Source organism: Rubritalea sp. (assembly GCF_051252225.1).
Lineage (GTDB): Bacteria > Verrucomicrobiota > Verrucomicrobiia > Verrucomicrobiales > Akkermansiaceae > Rubritalea.
Window position 1 is genome coordinate 242,714 of record NZ_JBPOGE010000001.1, and the last position, 18,295, is coordinate 261,008.

At 47.9% G+C, this 18,295-nt stretch carries 15 protein-coding genes; 6 read left to right on the plus strand and 9 right to left on the minus strand.

Features of this window, described 5'->3' with window-relative positions:
• The first annotated feature begins 63 nt into the window (after positions 1–63).
• The gene (locus ACSHX2_RS01090; protein WP_435689740.1) at positions 64–2,097 is read left to right on the plus strand and encodes an ATP-dependent DNA helicase; all 2,034 of its coding nucleotides are present in this window, start codon (positions 64–66) and stop codon (positions 2,095–2,097) included.
• A 49-nt stretch (positions 2,098–2,146) separates the two neighbouring features.
• Here the strand turns inward: ACSHX2_RS01090 and ACSHX2_RS01095 are convergent, their stop codons facing one another.
• Positions 2,147–2,848: a type I 3-dehydroquinate dehydratase gene (locus tag ACSHX2_RS01095; RefSeq protein WP_435689742.1), complete on the minus strand. Its 702-nt coding sequence runs from the start codon at positions 2,846–2,848 to the stop codon at positions 2,147–2,149.
• Between the two features lie 239 nt (positions 2,849–3,087).
• Between ACSHX2_RS01095 and lipA the strand changes: the two genes are divergently transcribed.
• Entirely contained in the window at positions 3,088–4,119 is a 1,032-nt protein-coding gene (gene lipA, locus ACSHX2_RS01100; RefSeq protein WP_435689744.1) for a lipoyl synthase, read from the plus strand.
• Between the two features lie 78 nt (positions 4,120–4,197).
• Here lipA and ACSHX2_RS01105 read toward each other — a convergent pair whose 3' ends face one another.
• Positions 4,198–4,530 carry a hypothetical protein gene (locus tag ACSHX2_RS01105; protein WP_435689746.1) on the minus strand — a complete coding sequence of 111 codons (333 nt, stop codon included), beginning with the start codon at positions 4,528–4,530 and terminating at the stop codon, positions 4,198–4,200.
• Between the two features lie 74 nt (positions 4,531–4,604).
• Between ACSHX2_RS01105 and cls the strand changes: the two genes are divergently transcribed.
• Both cls and ACSHX2_RS01115 read left to right on the plus strand, forming a co-directional pair.
• On the plus strand, positions 4,605–6,059 hold the full coding sequence (gene cls, locus ACSHX2_RS01110; RefSeq protein WP_435689748.1) for a cardiolipin synthase: 1,455 nt from the start codon (positions 4,605–4,607) through the stop codon (positions 6,057–6,059).
• A gap of 46 nt (positions 6,060–6,105) precedes the next feature.
• Positions 6,106–7,944: an esterase/lipase family protein gene (locus tag ACSHX2_RS01115; protein ID WP_435689750.1), complete on the plus strand. Its 1,839-nt coding sequence runs from the start codon at positions 6,106–6,108 to the stop codon at positions 7,942–7,944.
• Positions 7,945–8,025: 81 nt separating this feature from the next.
• Here the strand turns inward: ACSHX2_RS01115 and ACSHX2_RS01120 are convergent, their stop codons facing one another.
• Positions 8,026–8,208 carry a hypothetical protein gene (locus tag ACSHX2_RS01120; RefSeq protein WP_435689752.1) on the minus strand — a complete coding sequence of 61 codons (183 nt, stop codon included), beginning with the start codon at positions 8,206–8,208 and terminating at the stop codon, positions 8,026–8,028.
• Between the two features lie 146 nt (positions 8,209–8,354).
• Here ACSHX2_RS01120 and ACSHX2_RS01125 point away from each other — a divergent pair, with 146 nt between their 5' ends.
• Entirely contained in the window at positions 8,355–9,227 is an 873-nt protein-coding gene (locus ACSHX2_RS01125) for a transporter (protein WP_435689754.1), read from the plus strand.
• Positions 9,228–9,676: 449 nt separating this feature from the next.
• On the plus strand, positions 9,677–10,813 hold the full coding sequence (locus ACSHX2_RS01130; RefSeq protein ID WP_435689756.1) for a hypothetical protein: 1,137 nt from the start codon (positions 9,677–9,679) through the stop codon (positions 10,811–10,813).
• 80 nt (positions 10,814–10,893) lie between these two features.
• Here ACSHX2_RS01130 and tyrS read toward each other — a convergent pair whose 3' ends face one another.
• The 6 genes from tyrS to ACSHX2_RS01160 all read right to left on the minus strand — a co-directional run bounded on the left by tyrS (position 10,894) and on the right by ACSHX2_RS01160 (position 18,280).
• Positions 10,894–12,063 (minus strand): tyrosine--tRNA ligase, encoded by a 1,170-nt coding sequence (gene tyrS / locus ACSHX2_RS01135; RefSeq protein WP_435689758.1) that lies wholly within the window; start codon positions 12,061–12,063, stop codon positions 10,894–10,896.
• Positions 12,064–12,122: 59 nt separating this feature from the next.
• Positions 12,123–12,737 carry an imidazole glycerol phosphate synthase subunit HisH gene (gene hisH, locus ACSHX2_RS01140; RefSeq protein ID WP_435689760.1) on the minus strand — a complete coding sequence of 205 codons (615 nt, stop codon included), beginning with the start codon at positions 12,735–12,737 and terminating at the stop codon, positions 12,123–12,125.
• A 29-nt stretch (positions 12,738–12,766) separates the two neighbouring features.
• Positions 12,767–13,351, minus strand: coding sequence for an imidazoleglycerol-phosphate dehydratase HisB (hisB, locus tag ACSHX2_RS01145; protein ID WP_435689762.1), 585 nt, complete (start codon positions 13,349–13,351; stop codon positions 12,767–12,769).
• A 133-nt stretch (positions 13,352–13,484) separates the two neighbouring features.
• Positions 13,485–14,660, minus strand: coding sequence for a PTPDL family protein (locus ACSHX2_RS01150; protein ID WP_435689764.1), 1,176 nt, complete (start codon positions 14,658–14,660; stop codon positions 13,485–13,487).
• A gap of 6 nt (positions 14,661–14,666) precedes the next feature.
• Positions 14,667–17,579 (minus strand): M16 family metallopeptidase, encoded by a 2,913-nt coding sequence (locus ACSHX2_RS01155; RefSeq protein ID WP_435689766.1) that lies wholly within the window; start codon positions 17,577–17,579, stop codon positions 14,667–14,669.
• A 77-nt stretch (positions 17,580–17,656) separates the two neighbouring features.
• Entirely contained in the window at positions 17,657–18,280 is a 624-nt protein-coding gene (locus ACSHX2_RS01160; protein WP_435689768.1) for a type II secretion system protein, read from the minus strand.
• Between the last annotated feature and the right edge of the window lie 15 nt (positions 18,281–18,295).

The window sequence follows — 18,295 nt, forward strand, 5'->3', positions numbered from 1 at the left end:
TGGCAGCCAGTGGCTTGTGTTTGAAAATGAGAGAAACTTGTTTCAGTTGCTAGTCGATGGTGAATGAGATACAGCAATGAGGCTAGCATGATTGCGTTCGTCGAAGGTACAGGATCTGGAGCTTGTAAGGGGCTCGCTGATGAAATCCACGGAATTTTTTCCGAGGATGGTCTATTGTCACAATCACCTGATTTCGCCTATCGACCTCAGCAGCAAGAAATGGCGACTGAGGTGGCGAGTGCGCTCGAGGAAGCTCGTGTACTGACGGTGGAAGCTGGAACTGGAGTTGGCAAGTCGCTGGCCTATTTGATCCCTGCGGTGAAGTTCGCTATAGAGTCTGGCAAGAAGGCTGTCATTTCTACCCATACGATCAATCTACAGGAGCAACTTACTGGAAAAGATATTCCAATCGTAAAGAAGCTGTTAGGGATTGATTTCGATGCGGTGCTTCTCAAGGGGCGCCAAAACTATGTTTGTCCACTGCGTCTTCGTATAGCAATGGATTCCAAGGGTGATCTTTTTACAACGAGTGAGGTAGAGGAACTTAAGGAACTGTGGGAATGGGCTGAGGGAACAACGGATGGAACTCTAAGTGAGCTTGATTTCAAGCCTTCTCCAAAAGTTTGGAGCCAAGTGTGCAGCGAGGCACATATTTGCACGCCACGTACCTGTGGAACTAAAGGCAATTGTTTCTACCAGAAAGCGAGACGCCGAGTGGATAAGGCGAATGTAGTGGTGGTTAATCACACGCTTTTCTTCTCGTTGTTAGATTCTGTAGTCGAAGAGCGTGATGAACGCGACATGGGGTATATTTTCCCGAACGATTTCGTGATTTTTGATGAAGCGCACACCCTAGAAGAGGTGGCTGCGAACCAACTGGGCTTGCGCCTTAGCCAATCAGGCCTGCGCTTTGATGTATCCCGCTTGTACAATCCTCGAAATAAGAAGGGGCTGCTGAAGCAACTGCGAAGTGGTGAGGGGATTCAAGCTGCAGAAGATTTGTTAGAGCGGACCCAGGACTTTTTTGATGAGGTCGCTGAGAGCATCCAGTTCGGGAAGTTTTCCAAAGAGAGCCGAGTACGAGAGCCTGAGTTAGTGGATAATACACTGGCTGAGCCACTACGTAAGCTATGGAATGTCATCGAGGATGAGGCTGAAAAATTAGAAAAGGAATCGGCGACTCGTAAGGAGTTGATGGATGGAGCTAGACGTCTACGAGAGATGCACGGCACGCTGCGATTGTTTCTTGATCAGACGGATGAGGAGAGCGTGTATTGGGTTGAAAAAGGTGGGCGCGATGGCGATGTTTTGAGTCTTCGTTCTGCACCTATCAATATTGCTGATAGGTTGCGTGAGACGATGTTTGGAAAGGGGCGTACTTGTATTCTAACAAGTGCAACTCTGAGTGCTGGCGAGGAAGATATGAGCTATTTCCGCCGACGAGTTGGCGCTGAAAATTCAAAGGCAGTTCAGATCGGTAGTCCGTTTGATTATAAAAAACAAATGGAAGTCTACGTGATGCAGGCAATGCCTGATCCTGGAACTCCGACTTATGAAGAGGCGCTGGTTCATTGGATCGGTCGCGTATTGAAGTACACGGAGGGCAAGGCTTTCGTTTTATTCACTAGTTATAAAGTGATGCGTAACGTGGCTGAGGCTATGGAAGACTATTTCGATGAAATGGGCTGGCGCCTGCTAGTTCAAGGAGATGGGACGCCACGTCATAAGATGGTCGAAATTTTCCGCAAAGACATCCACAGCGTACTTTTCGGAACAGATAGCTTTTGGGCAGGGGTCGATGTGCCGGGCGAAGCATTGAGTAATGTCATTGTGACTCGCTTACCGTTTTCTGTGCCAGATCATCCCTTGGTTCAATCAAAGATCGAAGCGATCGAGGCCGAGGGGGGGAACCCTTTTATGGATTATTCTGTTCCAGAGGCCGTGATCAAACTTCGTCAAGGTGTAGGGCGCCTTATTCGCTCAGAAAAGGATTCAGGCGTGGTGGTGATTCTCGACAACCGAGTGGTCACCAAACGTTATGGGAAAATGTTTCTCAAGGCGCTTCCTGATGCACCTGTGAAGATAGTGAAAAAGTAATTGGGAGATTCTTCTCCCTATGCCTCAACGCACTCAGCGCAAGCTGCCTTTAGAACGGCTTACTCGCGCGAATTGCTTGGTTGAGAAGGCTTGCTGGCCATTGGCCGGGCGCAGTCTCTTTGTCACCGAGGTAGCCGTAATTGAGCAAGGAACCGAGTTGGGAATAAAGTACGCGTGAAACTGGAGCTAAGGAGCCCATGCCCATAAGTGAAATGGCGATCGAATGACCTTCTTGCATGAGTGTGGCGCAGCGATACATGTCTTCCACGCTATTGTGGTGGACCGCTATTTTTACCATGTCGGCTCCGAGATCGAGCGCTTGCTTAATCCTGTCGCGAAGAAATTCGGTGTCGGGAGTTTTTTTGAAATCGTGGAAGGAGGCAACGACGAGAGCTCCGTTGGTGCGCGCTTGTTCTGCGGCGGGTTCCATTTCTGCAAGGTTCGCGAGCTCAATGTCGACAAAAGTAGCAAGCGGGGAAAGTCCACCGATGAGTTGGCAACGTTGTTCTGTGGTGAGCTCAGCAAGCCCACCTTCTGAAGTGCAGCGGGCTGTGATGAGCGTTTGCAGTTGGCTGGATTTCAGTTTGATCAGCACGTCACGCACTTGTGAGAGGTTGCGAACGAGTCCATCGAGTCGAAATTCCACGATTTCGCATTCATCAGCTGAAAAGGGATGGTCGAGAAGAGAAGCGTCAGCAATGGATCCTACGGTTTTGGGGCCGAGGGGCATGCTAGGGTGGCTGCGATTCATGCTCATAGTTTCAAATGTGGAATGCTGATTGTTAAATTTCGGATGTCGACTTGCTCGATAACCTAGTGGTGAATCGCAGATTTTTGATGGCGGTGCAACCTAGTTTTCATTTGTAGCCAAGGAATGAGAGTTTCGATGAATTCTCTTCATGCTGAGGGCGTGCGTATCTTGTTCTAGATGTGGCGGAATCGTTAAAATTAGCCTTTGTTTTCTGAAAAATCTTGCATAGCTTCCGCGCCATGAGCTGCAACGCAGGACCAAGAATGAAGATGGACCCGACACTCCACACGGACAAGAAGCCGTCGTGGATTAAAGTGCGTCTCCCGAATAATCCAGTATTCTGGGACACCAAGTCGATGGTCAAGGATCTCAATCTTGTAACTGTCTGTGAAGAAGCGCAGTGCCCGAACCGTTGGGAATGCTGGGGGCAGGGAACTGCTACTTTCATGATCGCAGGTGAGAAGTGCACGCGTGCTTGCGGATTCTGTGCCGTGAAGACTGCTCGCCCTGATCCTCTTGAGGATGATGAACCACAGCGCGTGGCTGAGGCTACTCGCCGGATGAAGCTCAAGCACGTAGTAATTACAGCCGTGGCGCGTGACGATCTAAAGGACGGCGGTGCTGAGCATTTCAATAAAGTCATTACCGAAATTCGTGCAGTAAATCCTGGTATTATCATTGAGGTGTTGGTTCCCGATTTTAACGATCGTGACTGGGCTCTTCAGATGGTGATGGATGCTCGCCCTCATATTTTTAATCACAACCTAGAAACGGTTGAACGTCTTACCCCATTAGTTCGCTCCCGCGCTAAGTACTGGCGATCACTCGCTGTGCTAAAGAAAGCTGGTGAGATGGTTGACGGTAAAGTCGCCGTAAAGTCCGGCATTATGCTCGGTCTTGGCGAAACTCAGGAAGAAGTGGAGAAAGCTATGGATGACCTCCTAGCTCACAATGTGACTGTTCTCACTCTCGGCCAATATCTTCGCCCGACTCCGCGCCACCTTCCAGTGGTCGAGTACATCACGCCTGAGAAGTTTGACGAACTCAAGGAGATCGCTCTTGCAAAAGGTTTCCGCCACGTGGCTTCCGGACCGCTCGTACGTTCTTCCTATCACGCAGCAGATTTCCGCCCTGAGTTGGATGTTGTAGATGACATTGAAGCTGCACTCCGCGGTACAACAGATTTAGAAGTGAAACCAAGTGATCTAGCGATCCCGCAGGCGAAGGCTGATGTCTTCCAAGCGACACTCAATCAAGAGTCTGCTCAGTAGAATTTGATTTAAATTATAGCATAAAAAAGCGCTCCATATGGGGCGCTTTTTTTGTGAAATAAGCTTGGGAATTAGAGCTTAATCGTCATTTTCGAGAAGCCACTCGAATGCTTCTAGCTGAGAGTCTGACGGTGGCACCTGGTGGGCGCCTTCAAAAGCGAACATAGCGACTTCACAGTTTGCTGTTTCGCTGAGGTAGTTTGTATCTCTCGGTTCATAACGGGCAGCGGCACGGTCGCGGTCTCCGTTGACCATTGCGATGCGCATTCCGTAGTGAACATGGTCAGCCAGGTAGTCTTCGTTGAGCATGTAGCCAAGCCAGCCTCCAGTGGCGTAAATTCCAGCCCAAGGGCGCTCGATTTGGCCAGAGAATCGGTAGGCGCGCCATGCTCCTCCAGAAAGACCTCCCATGAAGAGTTTGTTTGGATCTAAATAATTGCTTTGCTGTTAGTAGGCATTTAAAACACATCCCAGTTATCAATGTTATGGAGCTCCCTTATTATATTGTCATTCTCGGATGTATTCTCGGCCTAGCGGTGTATTTGGCATTCATCGTTCGCGTGATCCTCCGACCTCACAGGGAACCTGCTTCCCGGGTGGCATGGCTAGTAGTGATGATTGTCGTGCCAGGTGTAGGTCTGATCGCCTACTTACTACTTGGAGAAACAAATATAGGACGCCGCCGAGTGGCTAGAATGAATGAGATTCTGAGCAAGCTGCCGCGAGTATCAGAGATACCTGGAATTGATGCTGAGTTCACGCGTTGTTCTATTCCCGATAGTTTCACTTCGATTTTTAAAATGGGTACGACGGTGAATGGCTTTACACCTATTGGTGGAAATAAGGCCGATCTTTTAGCTGACTCTAATTCTACGATAGAGTCGATGGTGGCCGATATTGACGCGGCACAGGATCACGTGCATCTAACCTTTTATATTTGGCTAACGGATAATAACGGGCGCAAAATTGTGGAGGCTTTAAAAAGGGCGTCACAGCGTGGTGTGACCTGCCGAGCTATGGCAGATGGCTTGGGCTCACGCGGCATGATAGCTTCTATTTATTGGAAGGAGATGGCTGATGCTGGTGTCCACTTAGCTACGGCGTTACCCATAGGAAATCCACTATTGCGGCCACTGCACGGACGAATTGATTTACGGAATCACCGAAAGATTGTGGTGATCGACAACCATATTACCTACTGCGGTAGCCAGAATTGTGCAGATCCAGAGTTCTTAGTTAAAGCAAAGTTTGCTCCCTGGGTGGATGCGATGATGCGATTCGAAGGGCCGATTGCGCGACAAAATCAGTACCTCTTTGCAAGTGATTGGATGGAGCAGGTTGAGGATGATATTGAGGAGCTTCTGCACGAGCCTTTGTCTGCAGGAGAGTTCGGGTTTCCTGCGCAAGTAATAGGAACTGGGCCGACTGTTCGAGCTTCAGCTATGCCGGAGGTATTTGAAACTTTGATGTATGCGGCTCAAAAGGAATTGACGATTACCACACCTTACTACGTTCCGGATGAAGCTATGCAAGCCGCTCTCTGCGCAAGCGCGAGACGGGGGGTGAATACCACCATTATTTTTCCAGCGGTGAATGATTCCTGGATCGTTGGTGCAGCTAGCCGGAGCTATTACGCTGATTTGCTCGCAGCAGGAGTGAAAATCTTCGAATATGAAGGGGGATTACTTCATACCAAGTCGTTGACGATTGATGGGGAAGTCACATTGATCGGATCTGCAAATATGGATAGGCGTAGCTTCGAGCTGAACTATGAGAATAATATCCTGCTCTATGATCCGGCACTTACAGCAGATATGCGTCAGCGCCAGCAGTACTACCAATCTTACTCGCATACGGTTACCAGCGAAATGGTCAATCAATGGTCCTTGCTGCACAGGCTAGGAAACAATTTTGTCGCGATGTTTGGACCCGTGCTTTAGCCCAGTCTTTAGTAGAATCCTGAAAATTCTACCAACCGTATTCATTATGAAACTTTTCGACGCATTAAAGGTAACTAGTTTAGCGGTGACGTTAGCTTTGGTTTCTTGTTCATCCCCTAGTGTGGATGTGCTGGATAATCCCAGTGTATCGGCTCCTCTCCGAACTTCTTTCTCGGGTAAGAAAATCTCTTCGGAGGCTAAGCTCTATCTTCAAGAACATGGACTCAAGGATGAGTATCGACGGGATCCTGAGCAGGCTATTCTGACTTTACGGGAACAGGTCAAAAGCATAGGAAGTCTGGAAGGGCAATGTGTCTTGGCTGAGTTGTGCGGTGATTTAGGTGCGCGTTATCAGAGAAAAAATAAGGAGAAGTCATTAGGCTATTTTTTAGCGTCAGCAGAAGTCGCCTACCCACATTTAAGTCAGTCCATTACTGGCGGGATGGAGAAAAGGTTTATTTCGATCTATAACTTAGGTACGGCAAATATTGTGAACTCGATGGTGCCTTCCATTTTAAGAGGTGATACCCCAGACAGATTCTCAGTGAAAGGACCTTGGCGCACTTACAGCTGCCAGTGGGATACTCAAGGGGAAGAAAACAGGTCACCTAGAGACTTTGATTCGATCTATTTAGCCCGCGATGTTCCAGTCAAAGGAATAGATAAGGGGCAAAGGCATATTTTTAATGGAGCGGGAGCTGCGATGGTGGCGCATCAACGCCAAACAGAGAGTCGGCTGAAAGAAGACGCTTTTATGAGTGCTGAAGGAATGGCCATACCGGTGACAGCGGTTTCTGTATTTACCAATGGAGGAAGTAAGGTGAAGTTGAGTTTGGTGGATATGTATAAGACTCAAGACGCTCGACTGAATGGTGAACGCATAGCTTTAGCTGCTGATTATACCACTCCGGTAGCATTATTACTTGATTACGAACCCACCAAATTATTTGGGTTTAAGCGTTTACTCCATCCAGAGGAATATATGGATACTTGCCAGCTGGATGAAATCACACCCTTTGACGATGGCAAGATACCGCTCATTTTTGTGCACGGATTAGCATCATGTCCCGCTGTTTGGCTGGATGCTATTAATAAAGTGATGGGTGATCCTAGACTACGAGATCGCTATCAAATTCTCGTCTATTCCTACCCGACTGGTTTTCCTATCAGTTACAACTCTTCGTTATTCCGCGATTGGCTCAAGCGCTATCACGATCATTACGATAGCCCTAGCTATAGGGCAAACTTCCGTGAGATGGTTCTAGTGGGCCACAGCATGGGGTGTCTGCTGAGTAATGCTCAAATCCGTAGTAGTGGAGACAGAATCTTAGATCTACTTCTAACAAAACCTCTGGATGAAATAGATGGGTTGAGTGCTAAAGAAAAAGAGACTGTTAGGCACATAAATGTGTATGAGGCTAATCAAGACATCAGCCGTGTTGTTTTTATGGCCGGCCCTCACCGTGGAAGTAATCTAGCTAGCGATTTTATAGGGAAGCTAGGTATTAAGCTCATACAGATGCCGCAAACGATTCTTAGCTATTCACTTGATAAAAAAGTGAAAGGGCTCACAGAGCTGGGGAAGCGCCGCCTTCACCATGTGCCTAACAGTATCAGTGATCTACGTCCAAATGAGCCCTACTTGATGACAGTTCTTGAAGAGCCGCTCAGCGATCGGGTCCGTTATCACTCGATCATTGGTAAGTTCATCTCCTTTGAGCCGTTGTTAGAAAGTAGCGATACAGTGGTTCCTTACTGGAGTTCGCACATGAAAAATGCGGAATCAGAAAAAGTGGTTCATGGGATGCACACCCAAATTCCTATGAACAAGGATAACATTGATGAGATGTGTAGGATTCTGCTTCTGCATGTGGGGGAGGAATAATAAGGAGTAGGTTAGTGCACGTTTGCTTAGAAGGTTAATCCAATGATAGTGAATTGGTTTACGGCTTCTCTTTTTTAATGCTTATTTGGCAAGTTCGAAAGAGGTCTCAACGAAAATACTAACGGATTGATTCGGCAATACTTCTCGGAGCGCACCGATTTTCACGAAATATCGAATGATGAAATAGCTGTCGTAGAGTTCAAAATTAACCGTAGACCTCGGAAAATAATCGACAGAATGACGCCATACTTCATCTTCTTTCATAACTAACTAGTTGAATCAGCCACCCTTATTGAGTGGTGTATTCTAGGGGGATATGACTATGTTAGATGTACTGGTAGGAGAAAACTAGGCATTCATATGCATAGTTAGCCAGTCTCAGACTCAATCTAAAAAAAGTAAATTTACATATGAATAATCATAGAAATCACACAGTGAATTTTAAGGTGACGTGCTTAAGCCTAGGGGGAGTGGTTTTTGGACTTTCCGCAGGGAGCCTTGTAGCGGAAGAGGCTAATAACAATAGTGCGGTCGCTAGTTCTGGAGCAGTCACTGAATCTGCCGATGAGCTGTCTAAAAAATTAGCAAACCCGGTTGCATCGATGATCAGTGTTCCATTCCAAAGCAACTTTGATTTCGGGGCGGGACCTGAAGGCGACGGATTTCAGTATAAACTAAACATCCAGCCTGTGATTCCTTTCTCAGTGAGTAAGGACTGGAACGTTATCACGCGTACCATTTTACCTTTCATCACTCAGGACAACGTAGTGGGATCATCGAGTCAGACTGGAATTTCTGACTTATCCGTGAGTATGTGGCTATCACCTAAAGATCCTACTCCGTCAGGTTGGATTTTGGGAGTTGGACCGACTTTCCTTTTGCCTACTGGTGATGCCCCTTTTCTGAGTACAGAGAAGTGGTCGGCAGGCGCTACGGGAATAGCATTGAAACAAGAGGGTAAATGGACTTATGGAGCCTTGGTCAGCCAAGCATGGTCATATGCTGGTAATGACAATAGGGATTCGGTCAACCAACTATTTCTTCAGCCGTTTTTGGCCTACCTTCCAGGTGGCGGCCTCACTTACTCACTGAATGCTGAAAGTACTTACGATTTCGTTGGTGACCAATGGACTATCCCCTTCAATGCGATGGTTAGTAAAATGGTTAAGATCGGAGACCTTCCGACACAATGGCAGTTGGGTGCTAGATATTATGCAGACAAGCCAGAGAACGGACCAGAGTGGGGCTTAAGATTAGGTATAACTCTACTATTCCCAAATTAGTAGTCAGGTAGTTTGGAAATGGGTGAAATTACTCCCATCGAATTCTTCGATGATGTGGACCGTTACCAAGGTCCATGATGCTTTCGACCAGTCACGGGCCACCCTCACGGTTCTATCGCTGGTCACGTCATGAGCTTTAATGTCAACAAGCAAGCGATGAAGGTCAATATCCAGAGTTATCAAAACACTGTGAGCCCCTTAACTAGTGGCACCTGTAGTCTAGTTTACACATTCCTGTGGCTCTTTTCTGAATGAGTTGAAGGCCTAGAAATCTAAACATTAATACAGGTAGATAATGGTGGGGAACCTGGTCAGCACGTCCCAGAAAATCCTTGGATCGATCAGACCTAGCGTTCAGGTAAGACTTAGCTTGTGGAATAAGAAATTTAATTCAAATTGCGATCAGATCTCTAGCCGAGATTAGTTCGTTTTCACCTCTATTTGTACCATTGAACTCTTCACTTAAGAAGATCGCTGATGCGACGAGCACTCCTCTTTCCTCGATTTTTGGGAGTGGGTTTCTTGTCATTGTGCCAATCCTAGCCGGTGCAGTAGGGGAGTATTCCGTGGTGGCAATGATGGCAGTGTGCGCTTTGGCCTACGCTGTCGGAATGGTCATTCGTTTCAACATTCGAGAAGCCGAACCGGCACTTGCTAAGCATCCCTCTGAGGCGACTCAGTCGCTGGAGCGTTCGTCTGATCTGGCGCTGGTGGCCGCCTACGTCATTTCGGTCTGCCTCTACCTCCACATCCTTTCGTCTTTTGTGTTGGGTGGATTTAATGCCGATACCGAGCTGAACGAGAACATTCTGACGACCTCGGTAATCGTGTTTATCATGGCAATCGGCCTAACCAAGGGGCTCGGAGCACTGGGTAAGTTGGAAAAGATAGGGCTCTACGTCACCTTGTTAATCATCGTACTCCTGCTCGTAGGATTTACTACATATGACGTGAATGCTATGCGCTCACCTGAAGGGATTGTAATGCCCAAAGCCAGCCCCCATACACCGTGGGAGATACTGACAATCGTGGCAGGCACCTTAATTGTTGTTCAGGGTTTTGAGACAACACGTTATCTTGGAAACGACTTTGACGCGGATACTCGGATTAGGGCATGCCGCTGGTCTCAGATTATTTCAACGGCGGTTTATCTAGTGTTTATCGCCGTGTCTCTTCCGCTGGTGCACACCTTGCAAGGTCTGTATGATGACAACAGTTTGATCAAGCTGGCGGGAACTGCCTCGGCTCTATTAGTCACACCGCTCATCATTGCTGCGGCATTGAGTCAGTTTTCAGCGGCAGTTGCGGACACACTCGGAGCCACTGGTAACATGGAAGAGGCGACTGCGGGCCACCTGAAATCCAAGATTGGAACTATTATCGTAGGCGTGGGAGCAATTGCTCTCAGCTGGTCTGCGAGTACCGAGGAAATTCTAGCAATCGCCTCGCGGGCTTTTGCCTTTTACTACATGTTACAGTGCCTAGTGGCAGTGACGGTCTGTAAATCTACACCCAAACGCATCGGGATGGTTCTGGTCGCTGCGATCTTACTTTTTATCACTATATTTGCAGTTCCTGCGGGCTGATCACATTCTAGGCTTTATAAAAAACGCGCATAGGCAGAAGCTTATGCGCGTTTTTTGATAAATGAATCAGCTGAAAAATCTTAAACGAACTTCACTGTGTGCTTCTTGGATAGACGGAGGACGTCGCCAACTGTTGGAGTCACAGCAGCATTTGCGTCGGTTAGCTTCTCGCCGTTGAGCTGGATGGCGCCAGGAAGGATGGCTTGCTTCTTAAGTTCGCCGTTTGACTTTTTGAGATTGAAGCCAATCTGGAATGCGTTTGCCGCTAATGTAAGAACGTTGAGATCTGCAGGAAAGTCTGCGAGTACTACTTCTGTGGCACCTGCGCCTTGGTCTCCTTTTGAGCGATCGAGCCATTGCTGTACAGCATCTGCGGCAGCGGCTTCATCGTGGTAACGTGCTGTGATACTACGAGCGAGTTCGAGCTTTGCATCGCGTGGGTGCAGTGACTCATCGCGCTTGGTGCCGAGTAGCATGAGGTAGTACTTGTCCATGAGATCGTCTGACACGCTCATGAGCTTGTTGACCATTTCAGGCGCAGGCTCGGACACGCCGACGTAGTTCTTAGAGGACTTGGACATTTTCTTAACCCCGTCGAGACCTTCGAGCAGTGGCATGAGCATGACGACTTGTTGCGCCATACCTTCTTCCTTCTGTAGGTCGCGGCCAACGAGGATGTTGAAGAGCTGGTCAGTGCCGCCTATTTCGACATCGGATTTGACGACGACGGAATCCCAGCCCTGCATGATAGGGTACTGGATTTCGTGGAGACGGACTTCTTTCCCTTCTGCTAGACGTACTTTAAAATCTTCACGCTGAAGCATCTGCTGCATGGTGACGCGACCGTTGAGTTTGAGCACTTGGTCGTAGGTCATTTTGTTGAACCAATCACCATTGTAGACGACTTCGGTTTTCTCTGGGTCGAGAATTTTGAAGGCTTGGGTGGTGTAGGTTTTAGCATTGGAGAGTACTTCTTCGCGGGTGATCGGTGGGCGTGCAGCGGAGCGGCCTGTAGGGTCGCCAACTGTGGCGGTGAAGTCGCCGATGATGAGTACGGCGGTGTGGCCGAGTTCTTGGAACTGGCGGAGTTTTTCGATCGCTACAGTGTGACCGAGGTGAATGTCTGGAGCGGTGGGGTCGACTCCGAGTTTGACGCGGAGTGGGCGGCCGAGCTCCAGCTTCTCAGCGAGTTCTTTTTCTGAAAGTACTTTGGCGGTTCCGCCGACGAGTTGTTCTAGTGCAGATGACATAGTCAAAAGTGATTAAGTTAGAAAGGTGGGTGCAAAGCTATGCTTGCGTTTTGTTCTCGCTAAAGAGCGAGGAAATTTTTGAGAAGTTGGAGACCAGCGTGCTGAGATTTCTCCGGGTGAAACTGCGTGGCGATGAGGTTATCGCGGGTGACAGCTCCGTGGAATGTCTGAGTGCCGTAGGTGGTGACAGCAGCCACGACGTCGGGCTCTTCCGCTTTAGGAAAGTAGGAGTGAACGTAATAGAAATACGGTTCATCGCTCATACCGTTCCACATAGAGTGTTCAGGGTTTTGCGGAGTGACTCCATTCCAGCCCATATGTGGAATTTTGAGGCCAGCCTCTTTTTGGAATTTAACGTTATGGCCTTTGAAAATGCCTAGTCCTTTGGCTGATGGAGATTCATCACTTCCTTCGAATAGGAGTTGGTAGCCGACGCAAATACCAAGGAATGGCTTGTTGGCAGCAATCCAGTTTTTGACAGGTTCGGTCATGCCGGAGGCTTCGAGCTTGCGCGAGCAATCGCCAAATTCACCTTGGCCAGGGAGAACGAGATGAGTCAAGCCATCGAGTTCTTCTGGTGTGGTGATGAGGTTGGCTTCAGCGCCTAGGGCGTGAAAGGCATTGAGTACGCTCTGGAGGTTTCCAGCACCGTAGTCGATAATTCCTACGTTCATAACGATGGAGTATTAAGTGTTAGGAATAGTTAGAGGACTTCCTTTGTACTAGGAATGCCTGTGACACGTGGGTCTTTTTCCATAGCTGCGCGAAGTGCACGAGCGAGGCCTTTGAAGAGGGACTCAGCAATGTGGTGACCATCGCGCCCGTAGAGAACTTCAGCGTGGATGTTCGCGCGGAGGTTCGACGCGATAGCGCGAAAGAATTCTTCTACGAGCGTGAACTGGAAGTTCTGCGCATCAGGTGTGCCAGCTGGAAATTTGAACTCGAGGTGAGGACGGTTTGAAAGGTCGACCACTACGCGCGAGAGTGTTTCGTCCATAGGAAGGTAGGAATGACCGTAGCGAGTGATTCCCTTTTTGTCTCCGAGAGCTTCTTTCAGGCACTCACCAATGACGATGGCTGTGTCTTCGACTGTGTGGTGGTAGTCGACTTCGATATCGCCGTCCACTGTGACATCAAGGTCGATAAGACCGTGACGTGAGAACGCTGTGAGCATGTGATCGAAAAAGGGGATACCTGTGTCGATTTTGCTTTCGCCCGAGCCGTCGATATTGAGGCTGAGCTGGATCTTTGTCTCAGCGGTGTCGCGCTTCTGTGATGCAGTTCTCATAGTTCGTGGGGCTAGTGTGCGTGAGCTAGGCGGAAGTTCAACCCAAAAGAAATGGCGATTTCTGTGAGGAAATCGCCATGGGAAAATGGGAAATTGAGAAGTCTTTCAGTAGAAATATTAAGATGTCTTTTGTCTATTCTGATTCGTTGTCGAGCTCTTCAGCTTGCTTTAGGCTGGCAGCCTCTCTCGCTTTCTCGAGAGCTTCTCTTTCTTCCTCACGTTTTTGGTGTTCGAGCTCGCGTCGGGTTTCTATTGCTTCAGAGAGTTTTTTTTCTAAAGGCCCTACATATTGATCAGGGACTCGTGCTCTGGATAGCTCACGGATTTTCACTTTTGCTAGATCGAGGTCATTCTGGTCAAAGGCCACCCAAACTTCTCTGTAGATGGCACCAGCGTCGATGGAGTCACTCTCTTCGGCTAGCCTTTGTAAACGAGACTGCTCATTTCTGAGAGAGGAGAGAGTTTGTTTCGCGACATCAGGGTGGAAGCGATTCAATGGAAGCCATTTGTTATTGGCGTTTTTAGCTTTGGTTAGTTGCGCTTGATAGGCGCGATCTTCGTCAGCTAGGGCTTGCTTGGCACGGATGCGCGTGTCCGTAGTCATGGCATCTAAAGCCTTGTCTCTTTTTTCAATAGTATCGTCCGCCGAACTAACTATTTGCTTGGCTTCATTTTCGTAGTTTTTGCAAAGATCAATGGCTTTTTTAAGAGTATCCTCAAAAGGAAGTGTGTGCTTGTAGTTATCTGCCATTTCGGCAAATGCTACGAATGCTTCACTGTAGTTTTTGCTGCGAGCCTGCTTGCTAATGATATTTGCAAGAAGCGCTGCGTCTATCTCATAAGCATTAGTGATACGCTCAGCCTCGGTGGTGAATTCACCATTTATTTTGAGAGCACCACTTTTGACCTGTTCCTGTTCCTTGGCCAAAGTTTTGCGAATTGCTAGTGCTTGCTTGGCCTGTAAAGAGTTTGGGTATTTTTCTAAGTAAGGGTCAACGACACTGGTAATGGCTCGCTCGTAGTCTTCTTCAGAAAGGAAATCAGGTGTCGGGACGAGCTTCTCTACTAGGATGAAATCACGCGTGGCTTTTCCTGAATTAGATTTAGAAATAGATTCTATATCGGCTTTTTTGACGGCGATTTCTTTACGAACTCCAGGCTTTTCTTCGACTAATAAGTAGTAGGAATCGTCTGTTTCTAGAGAGATTTTCCCAGTGTATTCAAGGCCATTTTTTAGAGTGTAAGTATCCGCATAGAGTGAGGACAATGTAAGACCTAAACTAAGAGTGAGGAATAGAGTTTTTTTCATTGGGTTTTAAGGTTTAGCGGGAGTGATAGTTACTTGTGCTGAGTTTTCTTTCGAGAGGAATTTTCTGGAGAGCTTGTTGATTTCTTCGAGGGAGATTTCAGCATAATCCTCGTCACGGGTACGGGCTGCCTCGAGTTTATCTGGATATTGCTGACAGCGATCGAGTACAGTGCTGAGCCAATATGTGTTTAGGCGAAGAGACTTTTCTAAAAGTCCTAATCGTGGTGTGAGTGTACGATCAAGTTCGTCTTGGGTAGCGCCGTTCTTAGCTAGTTCGTCAGCGAGCTCGATGATGATTTTTCCGACCTTCTCTGTGTTTGATGGATTGCCAGGGCTGTATGCCATGATCATGCCATAGTTTTTAAATGTCTGTGAGAGGTTTGAACTGGCAAAGGGACTGTATGCTTCACCTAATTTCTCTCTGAGTTCAACACGCATGCGTTCGTCTAAAATGGCTGATAGAATGCTCATTCTCCGGATTTTTTTAACGTCTCGGTCAGTCGCGTCGCCAGCTTTCCAGAGCACAATGGCAATAGCCTTTTCGATTTCACTGTCGAAGTTAAAGGTTTTCTCCGTAGGTGTGTTAGGAGGTGTTAGGGTGCGATCCGCAATCGGGATCTCAGCGTTGCCTTTATGGACGGGGAGAGCTCCCAGAGTGCTAGATAGGGCTGCGATGAGTTCTTTTTCTTCGAAGTCGCCAACGATCGATATTTCGATGGTGTCATTTTCTAGCTGAGGCACAATCCATTGTTTGACTTGCTCACTGGTGAGGGCTTGGGCCTGTTCGAGAGTTGGGAAAGTGAAGCGTGGGTCGTTACCGCTAAACCATTGCGTCATTTTAGCCATGGGGCCCTGTTCTGTATGGGTGAGCTGGGCATAGACATTTGGGAGCATGGCATCGAATTGGCGCTCAGCTTCTGGACGGAAACCTGGATCAGTGAGGTAGGCTGTTAGGAGCTGGAGTTGGAGTTCAAGATCTTCAGGAGTAGTGCTGCCACTGAGTGTGAAGCTGTCATCGGAAATTCCAAAACCGACACCGACATTACGTCCAGCGAGGATAGACTTGAGGTCTTCAGAGGAGTGCATCCCCAAGCCTCCATTGATAAAGATAGCACCAGCTAGTGTATCAAGGCCTGGCTTGTCGAGCTGCATGCCAGCCTTACCTGTGCCGAAGCTGGCAATCATGGAGATGGAGTTTTTGTCGAAATCAGTTTTTTTCCAATTTACTCTAACGCCGTTACTGAATGTAAATTGGGTGATATCGAGATCTTTGGTGTGCGTGTTTTCTAGGATTTCATTTTGGTCTCCAAAGTTAGTGTAGAAGAATTCTGCGACTTCAATATTCGTAGGTTTTTCTAGAGCGATACCTTCCTGAGCTTTATAGATGTCCTTCAGCTCTTGCGCTGCAGATTCTGGAGCTTTTTGTGTGCTGAGAATAAGGTGTGCATTTAGGCGATCCATAGCTGAGACCCCCCAATAGCTTTGGAATGCTTTACTCACTTCACTCACGGTGAGCTTGCGTAGGTTCTCTTCTAACACTTCGAGATCCACTTCTGGAGTAGAATAAACCGAGTCAGATTGCACATGCTTGACTAGATTAGAAGCGATGCTGTCAGACTTTCTCGTTGGCGCTGTTTTTACCGCTTGCTGATAAGCATTGATGAGCTCGGCGACGGCTTCATCGTATTCCGACTGAATAAAGCCGTAGAGAGAGGCTCTTCTAAATTCGTTCTCAAGAACGGGTAGAGCAGCTTTCCAGTCATTGTTGAGTGCTGTGACTTCAATGTTTGCCATTTCGAGCTCGCGGAATAGGACATAATGTGACGCAGATCCTGAAGTGATGGTGGCATTTTCTTGTTTCGCTATTTTAGAGAAGCGGCGATTTAGAATGGCGCTTGCGATGTTCATTTTAAGGCTCTCATAGCGTTTCTGGATATCGTCAGTTTGGTAACTATGGGGCTTAGATTTGACGATTGAGATTTCAGTTTCGGTGAGTTCCTTGTCGGTGAAGACTGATACGTGGAAACCTTCAGGAGTTGAAATATCCCCGAGACTAGGAGCTGGGCCTTGCTTAGCTGGATTTTTGATTGGGCCAAAGGTGTCAACGATACGTTGCTCCGCTGTTGCCACATCCAGATCGCCGACGTAGACGAAAGTCATTTTCTCAGGAGTGTAGAAACGGGTGTAGAAGTCAACGAAGCGCTCACGCGGGGCTGACTCTATGACGCTGAGCTTACCGATAGGGAGACGTTTACCTAGGAGAGAGTTAGGGAATAGTGTGTCGATTTGTTTTTCGAACATACGCAAGCCGACGGATTCTCTAGATGTTTTTTCAGAGGCTATGACTCCGCGTTCCTCATCGATTTCTTTTTCTTCTAGAAGTGCACCGTCTGCGAAGTCACCCATGACGGCGAATCCTAGATCGAGAGTTTTTTGATCAATGTTAGGGAGGTCTAACATGTAGACTGTTTCGTCAAAGGAGGTGTAGGCATTGGCGTGAGCGCCGAATGCTATTCCTAAACGCTGCATCTGTGGGATGAGCTTGCTGGCATCTGGGAAATGTTTGGTGCCATTGAATACCATGTGCTCCAAGAAGTGCGCGACGCCTCTCTGGTCATCGGCTTCATTGAGCGATCCAGCATCGACGTGAAGACGCATGCTGACGCGTTTAGGCGGGAGGGGATTTTTACAGATGATGTAGCGCATCCCATTCTTTAATGTCCCGTAGACGACTTTTGGGTCAGCTGGTATATCTGAGTCGTCTTGAGCCCATGCTCTAGCGGTCCCCTCAGCCACTGAAGTGTCAGTTTTGGCTGCTTGGGTTGGTGGTGAATCCTGTGTGCTCTCTTTTTTTGCGAGTACAACACCGCAGATAATAGCCACACTTAAGGAGCAAAGCAGAGGAGTAGATTTTTTCATGGGCAATAGATGATTGTTAGAAATGGAAAAGCACGTGACTCGGTCACGTGCTGTATAGTTTAGAATAAAATGATGGCTTAGAATGAGGTCACATCGTCAAGATCATTATCGCCGTCGTAAAACTCTCCGTCAGGTCCTTCGCTGCCTGCAATAGCAACTTTGCGAATGATGAGCGCGCGTCCGTCATTGTCAGTGTGCCCATTAAAATCAGTGCCTCTGAGCTCGATTTTATTGTCACCTGTGTAGTCGATAATAACTGTGAAATCATTACCGAATGGATCCTTGAGCCCGTCGGGAGTTTCTCCGTCTGAGGCGAAGACAATGCCGTCCACTCCATTGCTGGCAGCTTTATAGCTGAAGAATTCTTGGTTGTTCGGGTTGATGTCTGGTGAGCCACCTTCTTTACCCATGAGGACTTCAAGTAAGCTAACAAGCTGGGCATCTTTGTATTCGACTACGTCGTCCCCAGGAGCTCCGCCACTAGGGTAAGGGAGGTAATCATATTTTTGTTCAAATTGTTCGATCGCGAATACCACATCGTTGGCGAGCTTGTTGCCTGCTTCGATTTTGGTGTTTCTAATAGCTTTCATGATCGGGCCATAAGACATGGCGGCGAGTGATGCAATGATGGCTATGACGACGAGGAGCTCGATGAGTGAGAAGCCGTTTTTTGATGTAGATGTACGAGTAGGAATTTTCATGTCGAAAAACTGTGT